A 17300-nucleotide genomic window follows, 5' to 3' on the forward strand; every position below is an offset into this window, starting at 1 on the left:
CGCCGTCGCGCGCGTCGCGCCGTCGCGCCGTCGCGCCCGTCGCGCCGTCGCGCCCGTTCCTTCCCATCACACCCGCGATGGCAGGCGGAACCGGGCGTACCTGATGGTTCCGTTCGACCCGGTACGCCCGGTTCCACCCGCTACCCCCGGTTCCACCCGCTACGCCCGATTCCACCCACTACGCCCGGTTCCACCCACTACGCCCGGTTCGACCAGGCACGCCCGGATTCGCCAGGGACAGCGGCAGGAGCATGGGGTGCGAGGGCGGGCACGGATGCCACGGGCGGGTGTCACTGGCGGGCGGACGGCGCGGAGCAGCGGCCACGAGCACGACCGCGACCCCGGACACGACGACGGGGCCGGTCCCGAAGGACCGGCCCCGTGGAGGCGTGTGGAGGGCGTGCGGTGCGGCTACTGCTGCCCCGGGTCGTTGCGCTTGTCCCAGCGCTCGTTCATGCGGTCCATGAAGGAGCCACCGGAGGAGGACGGGCGCGACGGCCGACCCGCGGACTGCCCCTTCGCCCGCGGCGCCTTCGCCCCGGACTTCGACATCCGCATCCCCGGGCGCAGTGCGTAGAGCACACCGGCGAGCATCACCACGAAGCCCGGCAGCCCGAGCCACGGCTGCTTCACGACGAGCGCCACGATCACGATGGCGATCCCCACGAGGGCACCGAGCACACCGATCGTGATGGACGTGTAACTCGCGCGTCCCTGGCGGCGCGTGACACGCGCCACGAAGTCGGAGTCGTTCTGGTAGAGGCTCCGCTCCATCTCTTCGAGGAGTCGCTGCTCTTGCTCCGAGAGTGGCATCTCGTTTCCCTCTTGTTCCTGGGGATGCTGTCTGACGACCGCTGGTGTGCCGCGCTGCCGCCGGGTTGTGGCATCGCTGAAGTGGACCGATTCTATGACTCGACCGCTCCACTAGGGTAGGAGTCGTGGCTGAGAGTACGCGATTAGTGGACCTCGTTTCGGCACGGGTCGGACGGGCACTCGACGAGCAGCGTGATCGGCTCCTCGCGATCAGCCCGGACCTCGCGCCGTTCGACCGGTACGCCCGTGACCTGCTGTCCGGCGGCAAGCGCTTCCGAGCGCTGTTCTGCTACTGGGGATGGCAGTCCGTGGCCGGCCGCTCGGGGTCCTTCGACCCCCTCGCCGAGGGCTCCCGTCAGACCACGGCCGAGGCCGTCGTCACGGTGGCCGCCGCGCTCGAGATCTTCCACGCCGCCGCCCTGGTGCACGACGACATCATGGACCGTTCGGACACCCGTCGTGGTCGTCCCGCCGCGCACCGGCGCTTCGAGTCCCTGCACGAGGAGTCCGGCTGGGTCGGCGACCGCTCGCTGTACGGCACGAACTCGGCGCTGCTGCTCGGGGACGTCCTGCTCTCGTTGAGCGACTCCGTCTTCGACGAGGGGCTCGCGCTCCTCGACCCGGCGCGCGCACGCATCGTCCGCCAGGAGTTCCACACGATGCGGCTCGACGTGACCGCGGGGCAGTACCTCGACGTGCACGAGGAGACCGCCTGGCCGACGATCGACGAGACCGAGCACCTGGTGCGGGCACAGCGGGTCATCGTCTTCAAGTCGGCGAAGTACTCGATCGAGGCACCGCTCGTCATCGGAGCCCTGGTCGCTGGCGCCTCGGAGGCGCAGCTCGACGGCCTGCGGTCCTTCGGCCTGCCGCTCGGCGTCGCGTACCAGCTCCGCGACGACGTGCTCGGTGTGTTCGGCGACCCCGAGGTCACCGGCAAGCCCGCCGGCGACGACCTCCGCGAGGGCAAGCGCACCGTCCTCATCGCCTCGGCCCGCAAGGCGCTCCCGCCCGGCCCGAGGCAGCTCCTCGACGAGCTGCTCGGCGACCCCGACCTCGACGAGGAGCAGGTGCAGATGCTGCGCGCCACGCTCACCGAGTCCGGGGCGGTCGCCGCCGTCGAGCGCTCGATCGACCGGCACGTGCAGCGCGCGAAGGCAGCGCTCGAGGCCGCGCCGTTGACGCCGTCGGCGCGCGACCAGCTGCTGTCGCTGGCCGACACGGTCAGCAGCCGCGTCGCCTAGACGCCGACCACGACGACGGACGGGAGGCCCGTGGCGACACCGCCACGGGCCTCCCGTCCGTCACCCGATCGTCCTCACCGGGGCGGCTCCTGCTGCGCGGGCCAGCCCGCCGGGACGGGTCTCCGGTCCAGGGCGCCGGGTCGGCTCCCGGGCTCAGAGCAGGGACTGTGCGACGCGGCGCACCTCGGCCTTGCGGCCGGCGCGCAGCGCGGCGATCGGCGAGGTGCGGAGTGCGGGCTCCTCGGAGAGCATCCAGCGGACCGCCTCGTCGTCGGAGAACCCGTTGTCACCGAGGACGATCAGCGTGCCGCGCAGCTCCGGCATCGGCTCGGAGCCGTCGAGGAACTCGCTCGGCACCCGCAGCACGCCGCCCACGCGGGCAGCCAGCAGCGTCTTCTGCTCGAACAGGCGGTGGACGCGCCCGGGGCTCACCCCGAGCAGGTCCACGAGGTCGGGCACCGTCAGCCAGCGCTCGGAGAGGGTCGTGTCGTCGGTGGGTCCATCACTCACCCGCCCCATGTTGCCAGAGCACCGGCCTGCGTCGTGCCGTCACGCTGATCACACGAGTCACACGCGCAACACGCGGCTCTCTGGTTGACTTGGGAATCACGCCATGTCAGCGTGGAGCCACCTGTGAGTACCCGCTCCCGCGCACGGCTCACCCAGGACAGGAGACAACCCGTGGACAACGCTGCAGACGACGCCGCCCGGCGCGCTCGATCCGCCCGGTTCGCCACCATGCCCATCGTCCTCGCGGGCACGATCGCCGTGACCGCCGGCCTCACCGGCCCGGTGGCGCACGCCGAGCCCCGGCACGACGACGCCGCGAAGAAGCGGCACGTGGACGAGGACCGGAACGTGGGCCAGCGCCCGGTGTTCGGCACCGCCGTCGCCCGCCCGTCGACCACCACCGTCACCACGGTCGCCGCGGTGTCGAAGGCCCCCACCACCTACACGGTGCGTCAGGGCGACACCGTCTCGGGCATCGCAGCGCGCTTCGGGCTCTCGGCGCAGGAGGTCCTGGTCCGCAACGGCCTCGGCTGGAACACGATCATCCACCCCGGGCAGACGCTGCACCTGTCCTCGACACCCGCCGCCCCCGCAGCAGCACCCGCGACGTCGAGCACGAGCGGCAGCTACCACGTGAAGTCGGGCGACACCGTGTCCGGCATCGCCGCCCGCGTCGGCGTGTCGACCTCGGCGATCCTCGCCGCGAACAACCTCTCGCAGCGCTCGCTGATCTACCCGGGCCAGACCCTGACCATCCCCCGCGCCGGGACGGCACCCGCCGCGAAGCCGGCGCCCGCCGTGAGCACCGCGCCGGCCGCACCTGCCCGGGCGTCGAGCGTGAAGATCGTCGCCGGCGACACCATCGGGGCGATCGCGGCGAAGCACGGGGTGTCGGTGAAGGCCCTCCTCGCGGCGAACGGCCTCAGCTACACGAGCACGATCTACGCGGGGAAGACCCTCGTGCTGCCCGCTGCGACCTCGAAGCCGACGACCACCCCGACCGGGGGTGCCGTGACCACGGCCGTCGGCAGCGTCAACGGCGTCGAGCTGACCGGTGAGCAGCGGCGCAACGCGGCCACCATCGTCAGCGTCGGCCGGACCCTCGGCGTCCCCGACCGCGGCATCGTGATCGCCCTCGCAGCGGCTCTGCAGGAGTCGAGCCTGCGCAACCTGTCGCACGGCGACCGCGACTCCGTCGGCCTGTTCCAGCAGCGTCCGAGCCAGGGCTGGGGCACGTCGGCAGCACTGCAGGACCCGGCCACCGCCGCCGAACTGTTCTTCGTGGGCAACCCCGGCAAGACCCGCGGCCTGCTCGGCGTGCGTGGGTGGTCGTCGATGGCCCTGACCGACGCCGCCCAGGCGGTCCAGGTCTCCGCGTACCCGAACGAGTACGCGAAGTGGGAGCAGACCGCGCGCGCCCTGCTGGCCTCGCTCTGAGGTCCCGCCCGTCTGGTCGGCCGGACAGCCGACTCATCCTCGAGATCGAGATTGGGTCACGGTCGGTGCGTCAGGTCGGACCGTACCGGCAGCCCTTCGTAGAATGCCGCCGATGACCACGAACGCCGCAACGGACCCGATGATCGGTCGCATGATCGACCAGCGGTACCGCGTGCGCTCGCGCATCGCGCGCGGGGGCATGGCGACGGTGTACCTCGCCACCGACGTCCGGCTCGAGCGTCGCGTCGCGATCAAGATCATGCACGGGCACCTGGCCGACGACCAGGCCTTCCGTGAGCGCTTCATCCAGGAGGCCCGCTCGGCCGCCCGGCTCTCCCACCCGAACCTCGTCGGGGTGTACGACCAGGGTGCCGAGGACGACACGGCGTACATCGTCATGGAGTACATCCCGGGCATCACCCTGCGCGACCTGCTGCAGGAGCACCGGGCGCTCACCCCGGAGCAGGCCACCGACATCCTGCGCGCCGTGCTCGCCGGCCTCGCGTCGGCGCACCGTGCCGGCATCGTGCACCGCGACCTCAAGCCCGAGAACGTCCTGCTCGCCGACGACGGGCGCATCAAGCTCGGCGACTTCGGCCTGGCGCGGGCGACCACGGCGAACACGGCCACCGGAGCAGCCCTGCTCGGCACGATCGCATACCTGTCCCCCGAGCTCGTGACGCGCGGCGCCGCCGACTCGCGCAGCGACATCTACGCACTCGGCATCATGCTCTACGAGATGCTCACCGGCGAGCAGCCCTACAAGGGCGACCAGCCGATGCAGATCGCCTACCAGCACGCCAACGACACGGTCCCGGTGCCGAGCGCCGCGGAGCCGGGCGTCCCGCCGGAGCTCGACGACCTGGTCGCCTGGGCCACCGCCCGCGACCCCGCAGACCGTCCGCGTGACGCCCGCGAGATGCTCGACCACATGTCGGGCAACCAGCAGCGCGCGACCGGCCAGTACCGCACCGCGGTGCTGCGTCCGGAGAACGCCACCGCGATCCTGCCGGCCGGCAGCGCGTCGCCCTCCTCGGCCGATGCGTCCGGACGGTGGGACGGCCCCGAGCAGGACGACGCCACCCGGGTGATCGCCGACACGACGGGCGGTGCGCCCGCTGCTCCGGCCCGCCGCGGTGCGCCCGGCCCCCGACGCACGGGAGCCCAGCCCGGGACGCTCTCCCCGGCGGCGCAACGCCTCGCCGACAAGTCCGTCAAGCGTCGGAAGCGCGGGTGGATCCTGCTCGCGGTCGTCGTGGTCCTCGCGATCATCGCCGGCGTCGTCGGCTGGGCCCTCGGTCCGGGGCCCTGGGGCAACGTCCGCATCCCCGAGGTCGCCGGGAAGTCCGTGGCACAGGCCCGGCAGCTGCTCCAGGCACAGGGGCTCCAGCCCACCGCCGAGACCGACAGCCGGTACGACGCCGTCGTGGCGAAGGGGCAGGTGTCGACGACCAAGCCGGCGGCCGAACGCGAGGTCCGCAAGGGCACCCCGGTGCGGATCGTCGTGTCGGACGGCCCGCGGATGATCGCCCTGCCCGCGATCGTCGGGCAACCGCTGTCGACCGTGACGGCCGCACTGGACGACGACTTCCAGCTGCAGGACGACCAGTACGAGTTCTCGGCCGACGCTCCGGAGGACACCGTGATCGCGGCGAAGGGCCTGGGCACCGACGGGCAGACGGTCGACCTGTCCTCCGTCGGCGAGTACGCCGAACGCGGGCCGGTCACGCTCACGGTCTCGCTCGGCGCCGTCCCGGACGTCACGGGGAAGACCCTCGACGGCGCGACCGCCGCGCTCGACGCCGTCGGTCTGGTCGTCGGGGCGCAGCAGGAGCGCTACAGCGACGACGTGCCGAAGGGGCAGGTCATCTCGTCCAGCGTCGAGGACTCCCCCGCCGTGCAGGGCTCTGCCGTCGACCTCGTGCTCTCGAAGGGCCCGACGCCGATCACGCTGCCCGACGTCGCCGGCAAGACCATCGACGAGGCGACCTCCACGCTCGAGAACCTCGGCCTCGACGTGAAGGTGCCCGACTGCACGAACGTGCTCTGCCGCTTCTACGACTGGAAGTCGGCGCTCCCGGTCACCGCGACGGACCCGGTCCAGGGTTCCACGGTGTACCGCGGCGACACGATCACGCTCTCCTACGAGCAGTAGCCGCCAGGCGGCCGCTCGGCTGCTCGACCGCTCGCCGGTTCCGGTCCCACGACGTGCCGTCGGCGGTCGCTGCGGTCAGGACGGGCGACCGGAGCCGGGCAGGACGGGCGGACGCACGAGCGGACGGACGGGAGGCGCGGTGCCGGCTGGCACCGCGCCTCCCGTCCGGCGTGCGGTCGCGACTACGGCCGCTGGTAGGGGTGGGCGCTCAGCTCCTCCGCCACCAGGAAGGCGAGCTCGAGCGACTGCATGTGGTTGAGCCGCGGGTCGCACAGCGACTCGTAGCGCGTCGCCAGGGTCGCCTCGTCGATCTGCTCGGAGCCGCCCAGGCACTCGGTGACGTCGTCACCGGTGAGCTCGACGTGCATGCCGCCCGGGTAGGTGCCGACCTGGCGGTGCGCCTCGAAGAAGCCGAGGACCTCGTCCACGACGTCGTCGAAGCGACGGGTCTTGTAGCCCGTCGGGGTCGTCAGGCCGTTGCCGTGCATCGGGTCGGTCACCCAGAGCGGGTTCGCGTCCATGCCCTTGATCGCCTCGAGCAGCTTCGGCAGCTCGTCGCGGATCCTGCCCGCACCCATCCGGGTGATGAACGTCAGACGTCCGGGCTCGCGCTCCGGATCGAGCGTGTCGACCAGGGCCTTCATGTCGTCCACGGTCGTCGTCGGGCCGAGCTTCACACCGATCGGGTTCCGCACGCGGGACAGGAAGTCGACGTGGGCGCCGTCGAGGTCGCGGGTCCGCTCGCCGATCCAGATGAAGTGGCCGGAGGTGTCGTAGGCGAGACCGGAGCGCGAGTCGATGCGGGTCATCGGCCGCTCGTAGTCCATGAGGAGCCCCTCGTGCGAGGCGTAGAACTCGGTGTGCTTCAGCGCCTCGAAGTCGGCTCCGCAGGCGTCCATGAAGCGGATCGCGCGGTCGATCTCCTTCGCGAGGTGCTCGTAGCGGGCGTTCGCCGGGTTCGACGCGAAGCCCTTGTTCCACGAGTGCACCTGCCGCAGGTCGGCGAACCCGCCCTGCGTGAATGCACGGACCAGGTTCAGCGTCGACGCGGCCGTGTGGTAGCCCTGCACCAGGCGGCGGGGGTCGGCCTGGCGGCTCTCCGGGGTGAAGTCGTAGCCGTTCACGATGTCGCCGCGGTACGCCGGCAGCGTCACGTCGCCGCGCGTCTCGAAGTCGCTCGACCGCGGCTTGGCGAACTGCCCCGCCATGCGTCCCATCTTGATCACCGGTGTCGAGGCACCGTAGGTGAGCACGACGGCCATCTGGAGGATGGTCTTCACGCGGTCACGGATCGAGTCCGCCGTGGCTCCGGCGAAGGTCTCGGCGCAGTCGCCGCCCTGCAGCAGGAACGCCCTGCCCTGCGCCGCTGCGGCGAGCCGGTCACGGAGCTTGTCGACCTCGCCCGCGAAGACGAGCGGCGGCAGCGTCGCGATCTCGGCGGACGCCGCCTCGGCCGCGGCGCGGTCGGGCCAGGTCGGCTGCTGCTTGATCGGCAGGGTGCGCCAGTGGTCGAGACCCTCGATCACGTCCGGATCCTGCAGGGCGACGACGTCGGTCGACTCGATCAAGGCGGTACCTCGGTGTTCTGGGTCGGGCGGGAGCGGGAGGCCTGCGCGCAGGCCGGTCCGGCCGGGGCCGGAGTCCTCAGATCCTACCGTCCGCGCCCGACCCGCCGCTCCCGCGTGACGCGGGGGCGACGACGGCGGTCGCCCGTCAGGCCGTCGGCGTACGGCGGTCCTTCATGACCTGCTCACGAGCGCTGCTGGCACGCTCCTTGACGCTCGTCGCGTAGACGTCGACGTACTCCTGGCGGCTCAGCCCGGCGAGTTCGTGCATGACCTCGTCGGTGACGCTGCGCAGGATGAACCGGTCGGTCTCGAAGCCCTCGAACCGCGAGAAGTCGAGCGGCCTGCCGAAGACGACGCCGACGCGCTTGAACTTGGGGAACTTCTGGCCGATCTGCTGCACCTCGCGCGTGCCGACCATCGCGACCGGAACGACGGTCACCCGGCCCTCGAGGATCATCCGGGCGATGCCGGTGCGGCCGCGGTAGAGCTTGCCGTCCGGGCTGCGGGTGCCCTCGGGGTAGATGCCGAGCTGCTCGCCGCGTGCCAGGACCTGGAGCCCGGTGTGGAGCGACGCCTCGGACGCCTTGCCGCCGGAGCGGTCGATGGGCAGCTGCCCGATGGCGTTGAAGAAGGTCTTCGTCGCCCAGCCCTTGAGGCCCCGACCGGTGAAGTAGTCGCTCTTCGCCAGGAAGGAGATCCGCCGGTCGAGCACCGCCGGCAGGATCACCGAGTCGATGAACGAGATGTGGTTCGACGCGAAGATCACCGGGCCCTTCGCGGGCACGTGCTCACGGCCGACGACCCAGGGTCGGAAGAGCGTCAGGATGAGCGGGCCGAGCAGGAAGTTCTTGAGCAGCCAGTAGGTCATCGTCGACTCCAGTTCGGGACGCGCGTACCGTCGGGGTGACCCTACGCCGTGCGGGCGTGGATGCGGGCGAGGTCGGCCGCGCCGACGACGCCGGCGTCGTTCACGAGCTCGGCGATCACGAAGTCGGGCTCCGGGTGGTACCCGCGCGCCGGCAGGTTGTTGAGGTAGGCCTGCTTGATCGGCTCGAGCAGACGGTCGCCGGCGCTCGCGACACCGCCGCCGAAGACGAACAGCTGCGGGTCGAGCACCGCGGACAGCGACGCGCAGGCCTCGCCGAGGTGGCGACCGAGGCGACGGAGCGCGGCGAGGGCGCCCGGGTCGTCGGCCAGGATCAGGTCGCCGACGATCGCGCCGTCGAGCTGCCCGCCGTTCTGCTCGCGCGCGTCGGCGAGTGCCGAACCGATGCCGCCGGCGTCGGCGACGTCGTTCGCCATGCGCTGCAGGGCACGGCCGGAGCCGTACTGCTCGATGCAGCCGCGGGCGCCGCAGCCGCAGGGCAGGCCGTTCGGGACGATCCGCAGGTGACCGATCTCGCCGCCGGTGCCGAAGCCGCCGCGGAAGAGCCGGTCCTCGGTCACGATCGCGCCACCGACACCGGTCCCGATCGTGAGCATCGTCATGTCGGACACGAGGCGACCGGCACCGAAGCGGAACTCCGCCCAGCCGGCGGCGTTCGCGTCGTTGTCGACGGTGATGTGCAGGTCGCCGAGGCGCTCCTGGAGCTTCTGCCGGAGGGGCTCGTTCCGCCAGCGGATGTTCGGCGTGTAGTAGACGATCGACTGCGACGCGTCGATGAAGCCCGGTGCCGCGACACCGACCGCTCCCACGTCGTGGGCGGCTCGCAGACGGGTGACCATCGTCACGACGTCGTCGAGCATGGCGTCCGGGTCCGCCGCGTTGGTGGCGACGCGGTCCTCGGCGAGGATCTCGCCGAGCTCCGAGACGACCGCTCCCGCGATCTTGGTGCCCCCGATGTCGATTCCGATGGCATGCACGAGGGTCGAGCCTACCGTCTCCGCGTGGCGACGCCGAACGCCGGCAACGCGACCGAGGCGGGTGCCGGGCACCGTTCGTCCGCACGGCCTCGGCCGACGACGCCCGACGGCTGACGAGGTGCTGCGAACCGCACCGGAGCCCGTCCGTCCGGTGCCGCTCCGCCCGTATGCTGGCGGTGACGTCTCATCGTCGAGGCGTCCTCGTATCGCACCGGCCGACAAGGGAGTCAACCGTGAACGATCAGCGGCAGCCCGCACCCAACTCCGCACCCGACCACGGCTCCGCCGCCCGACTGCTCTCCGACCGGGCGCGTCGGACGCCCGACCGGCCGATCCTCGCCCAGCGGCACGGCGACACCTGGACGACCGTCAGCGCCGCGGACACCCTCGCGCGCGTCCGCGGGATCGCGAAGGGCTTCGTCGCCGCCGGGCTCGCCCCGGGCGCGCACGTCGCCGTCCTCTCCCGCACCCGCATGGAGTGGACGCTCGTCGACTTCGCCGTCTGGACCGCGGGGCTCGTGTCCGTGCCGGTCTACGAGACGAGCTCCCCCGACCAGGTGCGCTGGATCCTCTCCGACTCGGAGACCGTGGCGATCGTGGTCGAGCAGGAGGAGCACGCCCGCCGGGTGGCGTCGATCGCCCCGGACCTGCCGCACCTCGGACAGCACTGGACGATCGACGGCGGCGGTCTCGACGACCTGGTCCGCCTCGGCGAGACGGTCACCAACGCCGAGCTCGACGCCCGCACGGCGGACGTGCACGGGCACGACGACGCGACGATCATCTACACGTCGGGCACCACCGGACGCCCGAAGGGGTGCGTCCTGCGGCACGACAACTTCACCGGGACGGTCGAGGGCGCCACCGAGGCGATGCCCGAGGTCGTCGCCGACGGGTCCTCCACGCTGCTGTTCATCCCGATGGCCCACGTCTTCGCCCGCTTCATCGCGGTCATGTCGATCTCGACCGGGGTGCTCGTCGGCCACGAGCCGGACACCCGCGACCTCATGCGCGCCGTGTCGACGTTCAAGCCGACCTTCCTGCTGGCGGTGCCCCGCGTCTTCGAGAAGATCTACAACTCGGCCGAGCAGAAGGCCGACCTCGGCGGCAAGGGTCGGATCTTCCGTGCCGCGGCCGACGTCGCGGTCGCCCACTCCGAGGCGGTGGCCGCGGGACGGGTGCCCCTCGGCCTGAAGCTGCGGTTCGCGCTGTTCGACAAGCTGGTCTACGCCAAGCTGCGCGACGCGATCGGTGGACGCGTGCAGTACGCGATCAGCGGCTCCGCTCCGCTCTCCCCCCGCCTGTCGCACTTCTTCCGCTCGATCGGCGTGCACATCCTCGAGGGCTACGGCCTGACCGAGACCACCGCGCCGGCGACCGTGAACCGGGCGCGCGAGCTCCGCATCGGCACGGTCGGTCGAGCACTCCCGGGCGTCGAGGTACGGATCGCCGAGGACGGCGAGATCCTGATCCGCGGCGTCGACGTGTTCGACCGCTACTGGCACAACGACGAGGCGACCGCGAAGGCCTTCAGCGACGGCTGGTTCCGCACGGGCGACCTCGGGCGGCTCGACGCCGACGGGGTGCTCACGGTGACCGGTCGGGCGAAGGAGCTCATCGTCACCGCGAGCGGCAAGAACGTCGCGCCGGCACCGCTCGAGGACGGCATCCGCGAGCACCCGCTGGTCGGGCAGGTGGTGGTCGTCGGCGAGGGCAAGCCCTTCGTCGCCGCGCTCGTCACGCTCGACCGGGAGATGCTCCCCGGGTGGTGCGAGGCCCGCGGCATCACCCCCGCGCTCACGCCGCGCGAGGCGGCCTACGACGAGCGCGTGCACGTCGCCGTGCAGGAGGCCGTGGACACCGCGAACCAGCGGGTGTCCCGGGCCGAGTCCGTGCGGTCCTTCACCATCGTCGACACCGAGCTGACGGAGGCCTCCGGCCACCTCACCCCGAAGCTGACGATCAAGCGCGCCGTCGTGCTGCGGGACTTCGCCGCGGACGTCGAGCACATCTACTCGGGGTCGAAGGTCCAGACCACGGCCACCCCCGTGGTCGCGTCCCGACGACGGGGCCGCGCGTAGGGACGACGGACGGGAGGCCCGGTGCCGGTCCGACGGACCGACACCGGGCCTCCCGTGTGTCGTCTGCGCGCGGGGCGCGACCCGTCGCCGGGTTCGCGGACGCGCTCTCGGATCAGGCCTCCGGGGCCTGCACCTCCGGCGCGTCGAGGACGGCGACCGACGACGTCGTCGGCGCGGGGTCGGGGCGGCGGTTGGTGCGGGTGCGGTGCGAGCTGAGCTCGTCGTTCTGAACGGTCATGCTGGGTGTCCTGAGGGTGTGGGAGCCGTGTCGGTGGGAAGCCGACGCGGACACGGTACCTCGCGACCGGGACGTTCGGACAATCCCGCGAAGGGGTGTCACGCCCTGGTCGCCGGAAGCGGCCCGACCGCGTGCGCCGTCGGTCGCGGGAACGGCCGGGGCGCCGTCGCCCGCGTGCTCGGGACGCGGTCAGTGGAACCAGGACTGGGCGCGGACGTCACGCAGTGCGGCGCGACGGACCTCCGGGGCGAGGGTCATCACGTAGACGGTGCCGTCGAGGTGGTCGACCTCGTGCTGCAGCGCCTCCGCCATCAGCCCGGTGCCCTCGAGGACGACCTCGGCGCCGTCGACGTCGACGCCGCGGACCCTGGCCCACGGGTGGCGCGGGGTCGGGTAGGAGAGCCCGGGGACGGACAGGCAGCCCTCGTCCATGAGCTCGACCTCGCCGCGCACCTCGACGACCTCGGGGTTGAGCACGTACCCGACCTCGCCGTCGACGTTGTACGAGAACGCGCGCAGGCCGACACCGATCTGCGGAGCGGCCACGCCGGCACGACCGGGCTCGCGCACGGTGTCCAGGAGGTCCTGCACGAGGTCGCGCACGCCCGGCGAACCGAGGGCGTCCGGTGCGATCGGGTCCGCGGGGGAACGGAGGACGGGGTCGCCGAACAGGCGGATGGGACGGACGGTCACGTTACTGCAGCACCACCAGGAGGTCGCCGGCGTCCACCTGCTGGGTCACCGGGATCGCGAGACGGCCGACGGTGCCCGACACGGGCGCCGTGATGGCCGCTTCCATCTTCATAGCCTCGATGCTCGCCACGGGCTGACCAGCCCGGACGACGTCACCGACGGCGACCTTGAGCGTCACCACACCGGAGAACGGTGCGGCGACGTGCTTCGGGTCGGACGGGTCCGCCTGCTCGGCGACCTTCGTCGCGACCTCGACCGAGCGGTCACGGACGGCGACCGGGCGGAGCTGCCCGTTCAGCGTCGTCATGACCGTGCGCACGCCCCGCTCGTCGACCTCGCCGATCGCCTCGAGCCCGACGAGCAGCTCCACGCCGCGCCCGAGCGGCACGACGTGCTCCTGCCCGGGACGCAGACCGTAGAGGTAGTCGAGGGTCGGCAGCACCGAGAGGTCGCCGTACTGCTCCCGCACCGCGGCGAACTGCCGGGTCGGCTGCGGGAAGAGCAGTCGGTTGAGGGCCTGCTGCCGCTCGGGTCCGGCGGTCGCGAGCGCGGCGCGTTCCGACTCCGGCACGGGGGTCGTCCCGACGTGCACCTCGCGGCCCTCGAGCACCTTCGACCGGAACGGCTCCGGCCACCCGCCGGGCAGGTCGCCGAGCTCGCCGGCCATGAAGCCGATCACCGAGTCGGGGATGTCGTACTGCTGCGGGTTCTGCTCGAAGTCGTCGGGGTCGGCGCCGACCGCGGCCAGCTGCAGCGCCAGGTCGCCGACGACCTTCGAGGACGGCGTGACCTTGGTCGGGCGGCCGAGGATGCGGTTCGCCGCGGCGTACCAGTCCTCGACCTGCTCGAAGCGGTCGCCGAGTCCCAGGGCGATGGCCTGCTGCCGGAGGTTCGACAACTGCCCGCCGGGGATCTCGTGCTGGTACACGCGGCCGGTCGGACCGGGCAGGCCGGACTCGAACGGGGCGTACGCGCGACGGACCGCCTCCCAGTAGGGCTCGAGCGCGCCGACCGCGGTCAGGTCGAGGCCGGTGTCGCGCTCGGTGTGCGCCAGCGCCGCCACGAGCGCGGACATGCTCGGCTGGCTCGTCGTCCCGGCCATCGGCGCCGCCGCGACGTCGACCGCGTCGGCGCCGGCCCGGCTGGCCGCCAGGAGCGTCGCGAGCTGCCCGCCGGCGGTGTCGTGCGTGTGCACGTGCACGGGCTGGTCGAACCGCTCACGCAGCGCGCCCACGAGCCGCTCGGCCGCTCCCGCACGGAGCAGACCGGCCATGTCCTTGATGCCGATGACGTGCGCGCCGGCCTCCACCATCTGCTCGGCGAGCCGCAGGTAGTAGTCGAGCGTGTAGAGGTCCTCTGCCGGGTCGAGGAGGTCGCCGGAGTAGCAGAGCGCCGCCTCGGCGACGGCCGTGCCGGTCGCGAGCACGGCCTCCAGGGCGGGACGCAGCTGGCTGACGTCGTTCAGCGCGTCGAACACGCGGAAGACGTCGACGCCGCTCGCGGCGGCCTCGGCGACGAAGGCGTCGGTGACCTCGGTCGGGTACGGGGTGTAGCCGACCGTGTTGCGCCCGCGCAGCAGCATCTGCACCGGGATGTTCGGGATCGCCCCGCGGAGTGCCGCCAGGCGCTCCCACGGGTCCTCGCCGAGGAAGCGCAGGGCGACGTCGTAGGTCGCTCCGCCCCAGGCCTCGACGCTCAGCAGCTGCGGGGTGAGCCGGGCCACGTGCGGCGCCACGGCGACCAGGTCCTTCGTCCGGACGCGCGTGGCGAGCAGCGACTGGTGGGCGTCACGCATCGTCGTCTCGGTGACCGCGAGCGCGGTCTGGGCGCGGAGCCGTCGCGCCCACTCGGCGGGGCCGACCTGCAGCAGCAGGTCGCGCTGCCCGGACGGCGGCGCGGCGGACAGGTCGACGGCCGGGAGCTTCTCGACCGGTTCGACGGTCTGCGGGCGACGCTCGCCGTTCGGCTTGTTCACCGTCACGTCGGCGAGCCACCCGAGCACCTTCGTGCCGCGGTCCTTCGACACGTGGCCGCCGAAGAGCTGCGGGCGCTCCTCGATGAACTGCGTCGAGACGTCACCACGGGCGAAGTCCGGGTCGTCGAGCACGGCCTGCAGGAACGGGATGTTCGTGCTCACGCCGCGGATGCGGAACTCGGCCAGGGCACGCTTCGCCCGGGCGACGGCCGCCGGGAAGTCCCGCCCACGGCAGGTCATCTTCGCGAGCATCGAGTCGAAGTGCGGGCTGATCTGCGCACCCGTCGCGACCGTGCCGCCGTCGAGCCGGACCCCCGCGCCACCCGGGCTGCGGTAGGTCGTGATGCGTCCGGTGTCCGGACGGAAGCCCTGCGTCGGGTCCTCGGTCGTGATGCGGGTCTGCAGCGCCGCACCGTGCACGGCGACGGTGTCCTGCGCGAGCCCGAGGTCGGCGAGGGTCTCCCCCGCGGCGATGCGCATCTGCGACTGCACGAGGTCGACGTCCGTCACCTCCTCCGTCACGGTGTGCTCGACCTGGATGCGCGGGTTCATCTCGATGAAGACGTGCTGACCGGCACGCTCGCCCTCGGTGTCGAGGAGGAACTCGACGGTGCCGGCGTTGACGTAGCCGATCGACCGGGCGAAGGCGACGGCGTCACGGTGGAGCGCGGCGGCGATCGCCGGATCGAGGTCGGGCGCCGGTGCGATCTCCACCACCTTCTGGTGGCGGCGCTGCACCGAGCAGTCGCGCTCGAAGAGGTGGATCGTGCCGTCGTCCGTGCCCGTGGCGTCCGCGAGGATCTGCACCTCGATGTGCCGCGGACGCAGGACGGCCTGCTCGAGGAACATCGTCGGGTCGCCGAACGCGCTGTCGGCCTCGCGCATCGCGGCCTCGAGCGCCTCGCGGAGCTCGGCCTTCGTCTCCACGCGGCGCATCCCGCGCCCACCGCCGCCGGCGACCGCCTTCGCGAAGACCGGGAACCCGACGGCGTCGGCGCCCGCGAGCAACTCGTCGACGTCGCGGCTCGGCGGGGTGCTCGCGAGGACCGGGACACCGGCGGCGATCGCGTGCTCCTTCGCGGTGACCTTGTTGCCGGCCATCTCGAGGACGTGCTCGCCCGGCCCGATGAACGTGATCCCCGCAGCGGCGGCAGCGGCGGCCAGCTCCGGGTTCTCGGAGAGGAAGCCGTACCCCGGGTAGATCGCGTCGGCACCCGACTCGCGGGCGACACGGATGATCTCGGAGACGTCCAGGTAGGCGCGGACCGGGTGCCCCGGCTCGCCGATCACGTAGGCCTCGTCGGCCTTCAGCCGGTGCAGGGATCCGCGGTCCTCGTACGGGTAGACGGCCACCGTCCGGGCCCCCAGCTCGTACGCGGCACGGAACGCGCGGATGGCGATCTCGCCACGGTTCGCCACGAGGATCTTGCTGAACACGACGTCCCTTTCAGCCCGGGTTGAGGTGTCACAACCTTACTGGCGGTAACGTGGCTCACCGTGCATGTACTCAGCGTGAGCTCCCTCAAGGGTGGTGTCGGCAAGACGACGGTGACGCTCGGCCTGACATCGGCCGCGTTCGCCAAGGGACTGCGCACGCTGGTGGTGGACCTCGACCCGCAGTCCGACGTCTCGACCGGCCTCGACATCGACATCTCCGGCCACCTCAACGTCGCCGACGTCCTCGAGAACCCGAAGGAGAAGATCGTCCGCCAGGCGATCGCCCCGTCCGGGTGGACGAAGGGCTCGCAGGGCAAGGTCGACGTGCTCGTCGGGTCGCCGTCCGCCATCAACTTCGACGGTCCCCACCCCTCCATCCGGGACATCTGGAAGCTGGAGGAGGCACTGGCGAACGTCGAGCAGGACTACGAGCTGGTCCTCATCGACTGCGCCCCGTCGCTCAACGCCCTGACCCGCACCGCCTGGGCTGCCTCGGACCGCGTGACCGTGGTCACCGAGCCGGGCCTGTTCTCCGTCGCCGCCGCGGACCGCGCGCTCCGTGCGATCGAGGAGATCCGCCGTGGGCTCTCCCCCCGCCTGCAGCCGCTCGGCATCATCGTGAACCGGGCGCGCGTGCAGTCGCTCGAGCACCAGTTCCGCATCAAGGAACTCCGGGACATGTTCGGCCCGCTCGTGCTCTCGCCGCAGCTGCCGGAGCGCACGTCGCTGCAGCAGGCGCAGGGCGCGGCGAAGCCCCTGCACGTGTGGCCCGGCGAGTCGGCGCAGGAGATGGCGAAGAACTTCGACCAGCTGCTCGAGCGCATCATGCGCACGGGCAAGATCGGTCCGTACGCCGAGGGCGGCGCCGCCTAGGCGCTGCCGCCTCTCCGGGCCGGCTTCCTCCCCCGGACCGGCTGCTCCCCGGCCGGCTCCTCGCTGGGCCGGCCGTCGAGCGCGCACCATCTGTCACGGTCGAGGTCCCCGGACGACGGATCCCGCCCGCGCCGTGACGACCCGGCGGCATGTCGTGCTCGCTCGGATCGGCGCGCACTGAAGCCGATGCGCACCGAGGCGAGCCCTCGACCGTTCGGGCCCGTCATCCGCTGAACGGCCGAGATGTCGCACGCTCGACTCGATGCAGTCGTCGACGGTCCTGGTCGCACGGCATGCCGTCCGCACGGGAGCTGAGCGGCAAGTCGTGCGACCGAGACGGACACTCGCGGCAGTTCGCGCGACCGGAACCATCCGCGCGGGAAGTCGGGGCCCGGGGTCGGGGCTCGCGTCCA

General features: G+C 72.1%; 13 protein-coding genes. 5 read left to right on the top strand and 8 right to left on the bottom strand.

Going from position 1 to position 17300, the window contains the following annotated elements; genetic code table 11:
- Positions 1–411: 411 nt before the first annotated feature.
- Entirely contained in the window at positions 412–813 is a 402-nt protein-coding gene (locus PIJ49_RS13465; RefSeq protein WP_066653735.1) for an SCO2097 family morphological protein, read from the bottom strand.
- 125 nt (positions 814–938) lie between these two features.
- On the opposite strand from PIJ49_RS13465, the gene PIJ49_RS13470 reads away from it, so the two are divergent.
- On the top strand, positions 939–2057 hold the full coding sequence (locus PIJ49_RS13470) for a polyprenyl synthetase family protein (protein WP_396137141.1): 1119 nt from the start codon (positions 939–941) through the stop codon (positions 2055–2057).
- A 153-nt stretch (positions 2058–2210) separates the two neighbouring features.
- Here the strand turns inward: PIJ49_RS13470 and PIJ49_RS13475 are convergent, their stop codons facing one another.
- The gene (locus PIJ49_RS13475) at positions 2211–2567 is read right to left on the bottom strand and encodes an Rv2175c family DNA-binding protein (RefSeq protein ID WP_271826835.1); all 357 of its coding nucleotides are present in this window, start codon (positions 2565–2567) and stop codon (positions 2211–2213) included.
- A gap of 171 nt (positions 2568–2738) precedes the next feature.
- On the opposite strand from PIJ49_RS13475, the gene PIJ49_RS13480 reads away from it, so the two are divergent.
- Together PIJ49_RS13480 and pknB are read left to right on the top strand one after the other, a co-directional pair.
- Positions 2739–4004: a LysM peptidoglycan-binding domain-containing protein gene (locus PIJ49_RS13480; protein WP_251160129.1), complete on the top strand. Its 1266-nt coding sequence runs from the start codon at positions 2739–2741 to the stop codon at positions 4002–4004.
- Between the two features lie 112 nt (positions 4005–4116).
- Positions 4117–6159 (top strand): Stk1 family PASTA domain-containing Ser/Thr kinase, encoded by a 2043-nt coding sequence (gene pknB, locus PIJ49_RS13485; protein WP_251160130.1) that lies wholly within the window; start codon positions 4117–4119, stop codon positions 6157–6159.
- A gap of 182 nt (positions 6160–6341) precedes the next feature.
- On the opposite strand, the gene PIJ49_RS13490 is transcribed toward pknB, so the two are convergent.
- From PIJ49_RS13490 to PIJ49_RS13500, 3 genes are all read right to left on the bottom strand, one after another.
- The gene (locus tag PIJ49_RS13490) at positions 6342–7685 is read right to left on the bottom strand and encodes a class II 3-deoxy-7-phosphoheptulonate synthase (protein ID WP_144411431.1); all 1344 of its coding nucleotides are present in this window, start codon (positions 7683–7685) and stop codon (positions 6342–6344) included.
- A 187-nt stretch (positions 7686–7872) separates the two neighbouring features.
- Positions 7873–8595, bottom strand: coding sequence for a lysophospholipid acyltransferase family protein (locus PIJ49_RS13495; RefSeq protein ID WP_066653708.1), 723 nt, complete (start codon positions 8593–8595; stop codon positions 7873–7875).
- Between the two features lie 41 nt (positions 8596–8636).
- A complete protein-coding gene (locus PIJ49_RS13500) occupies positions 8637–9590 on the bottom strand; it encodes an ROK family glucokinase (protein WP_066653706.1) in 954 nt (317 codons plus the stop codon).
- Between the two features lie 233 nt (positions 9591–9823).
- Between PIJ49_RS13500 and PIJ49_RS13505 the strand changes: the two genes are divergently transcribed.
- On the top strand, positions 9824–11671 hold the full coding sequence (locus PIJ49_RS13505; RefSeq protein WP_271826836.1) for an AMP-dependent synthetase/ligase: 1848 nt from the start codon (positions 9824–9826) through the stop codon (positions 11669–11671).
- A 112-nt stretch (positions 11672–11783) separates the two neighbouring features.
- Here the strand turns inward: PIJ49_RS13505 and PIJ49_RS13510 are convergent, their stop codons facing one another.
- From PIJ49_RS13510 to PIJ49_RS13520, 3 genes are all read right to left on the bottom strand, one after another.
- A complete protein-coding gene (locus tag PIJ49_RS13510; protein ID WP_268746771.1) occupies positions 11784–11909 on the bottom strand; it encodes a hypothetical protein in 126 nt (41 codons plus the stop codon).
- Positions 11910–12098: 189 nt separating this feature from the next.
- Positions 12099–12602 carry a peptide deformylase gene (locus tag PIJ49_RS13515; RefSeq protein WP_066653701.1) on the bottom strand — a complete coding sequence of 168 codons (504 nt, stop codon included), beginning with the start codon at positions 12600–12602 and terminating at the stop codon, positions 12099–12101.
- Position 12603: 1 nt separating this feature from the next.
- Positions 12604–16014: a pyruvate carboxylase gene (locus PIJ49_RS13520; protein ID WP_271826837.1), complete on the bottom strand. Its 3411-nt coding sequence runs from the start codon at positions 16012–16014 to the stop codon at positions 12604–12606.
- A gap of 60 nt (positions 16015–16074) precedes the next feature.
- On the opposite strand from PIJ49_RS13520, the gene PIJ49_RS13525 reads away from it, so the two are divergent.
- Entirely contained in the window at positions 16075–16887 is an 813-nt protein-coding gene (locus tag PIJ49_RS13525) for a ParA family protein (RefSeq protein WP_058729211.1), read from the top strand.
- The last annotated feature ends 413 nt before the right edge of the window (positions 16888–17300 follow it).

Origin of the sequence: Curtobacterium uvaldense (genome assembly GCF_028307415.1) — a bacterium.
Lineage (GTDB): Bacteria > Actinomycetota > Actinomycetes > Actinomycetales > Microbacteriaceae > Curtobacterium.

Coding starts and splice junctions, on each gene's coding strand:
- PIJ49_RS13465 (WP_066653735.1), bottom strand. CDS start 813: ATGCCACTCTCGGAGCAAGAGCAGCGACTCCTCGAAGAGATGGAGCGG.
- PIJ49_RS13510 (WP_268746771.1), bottom strand. CDS start 11,909: ATGACCGTTCAGAACGACGAGCTCAGCTCGCACCGCACCCGCACCAAC.
- PIJ49_RS13495 (WP_066653708.1), bottom strand. CDS start 8,595: ATGACCTACTGGCTGCTCAAGAACTTCCTGCTCGGCCCGCTCATCCTG.
- pknB (WP_251160130.1), top strand. CDS start 4,117: ATGACCACGAACGCCGCAACGGACCCGATGATCGGTCGCATGATCGAC.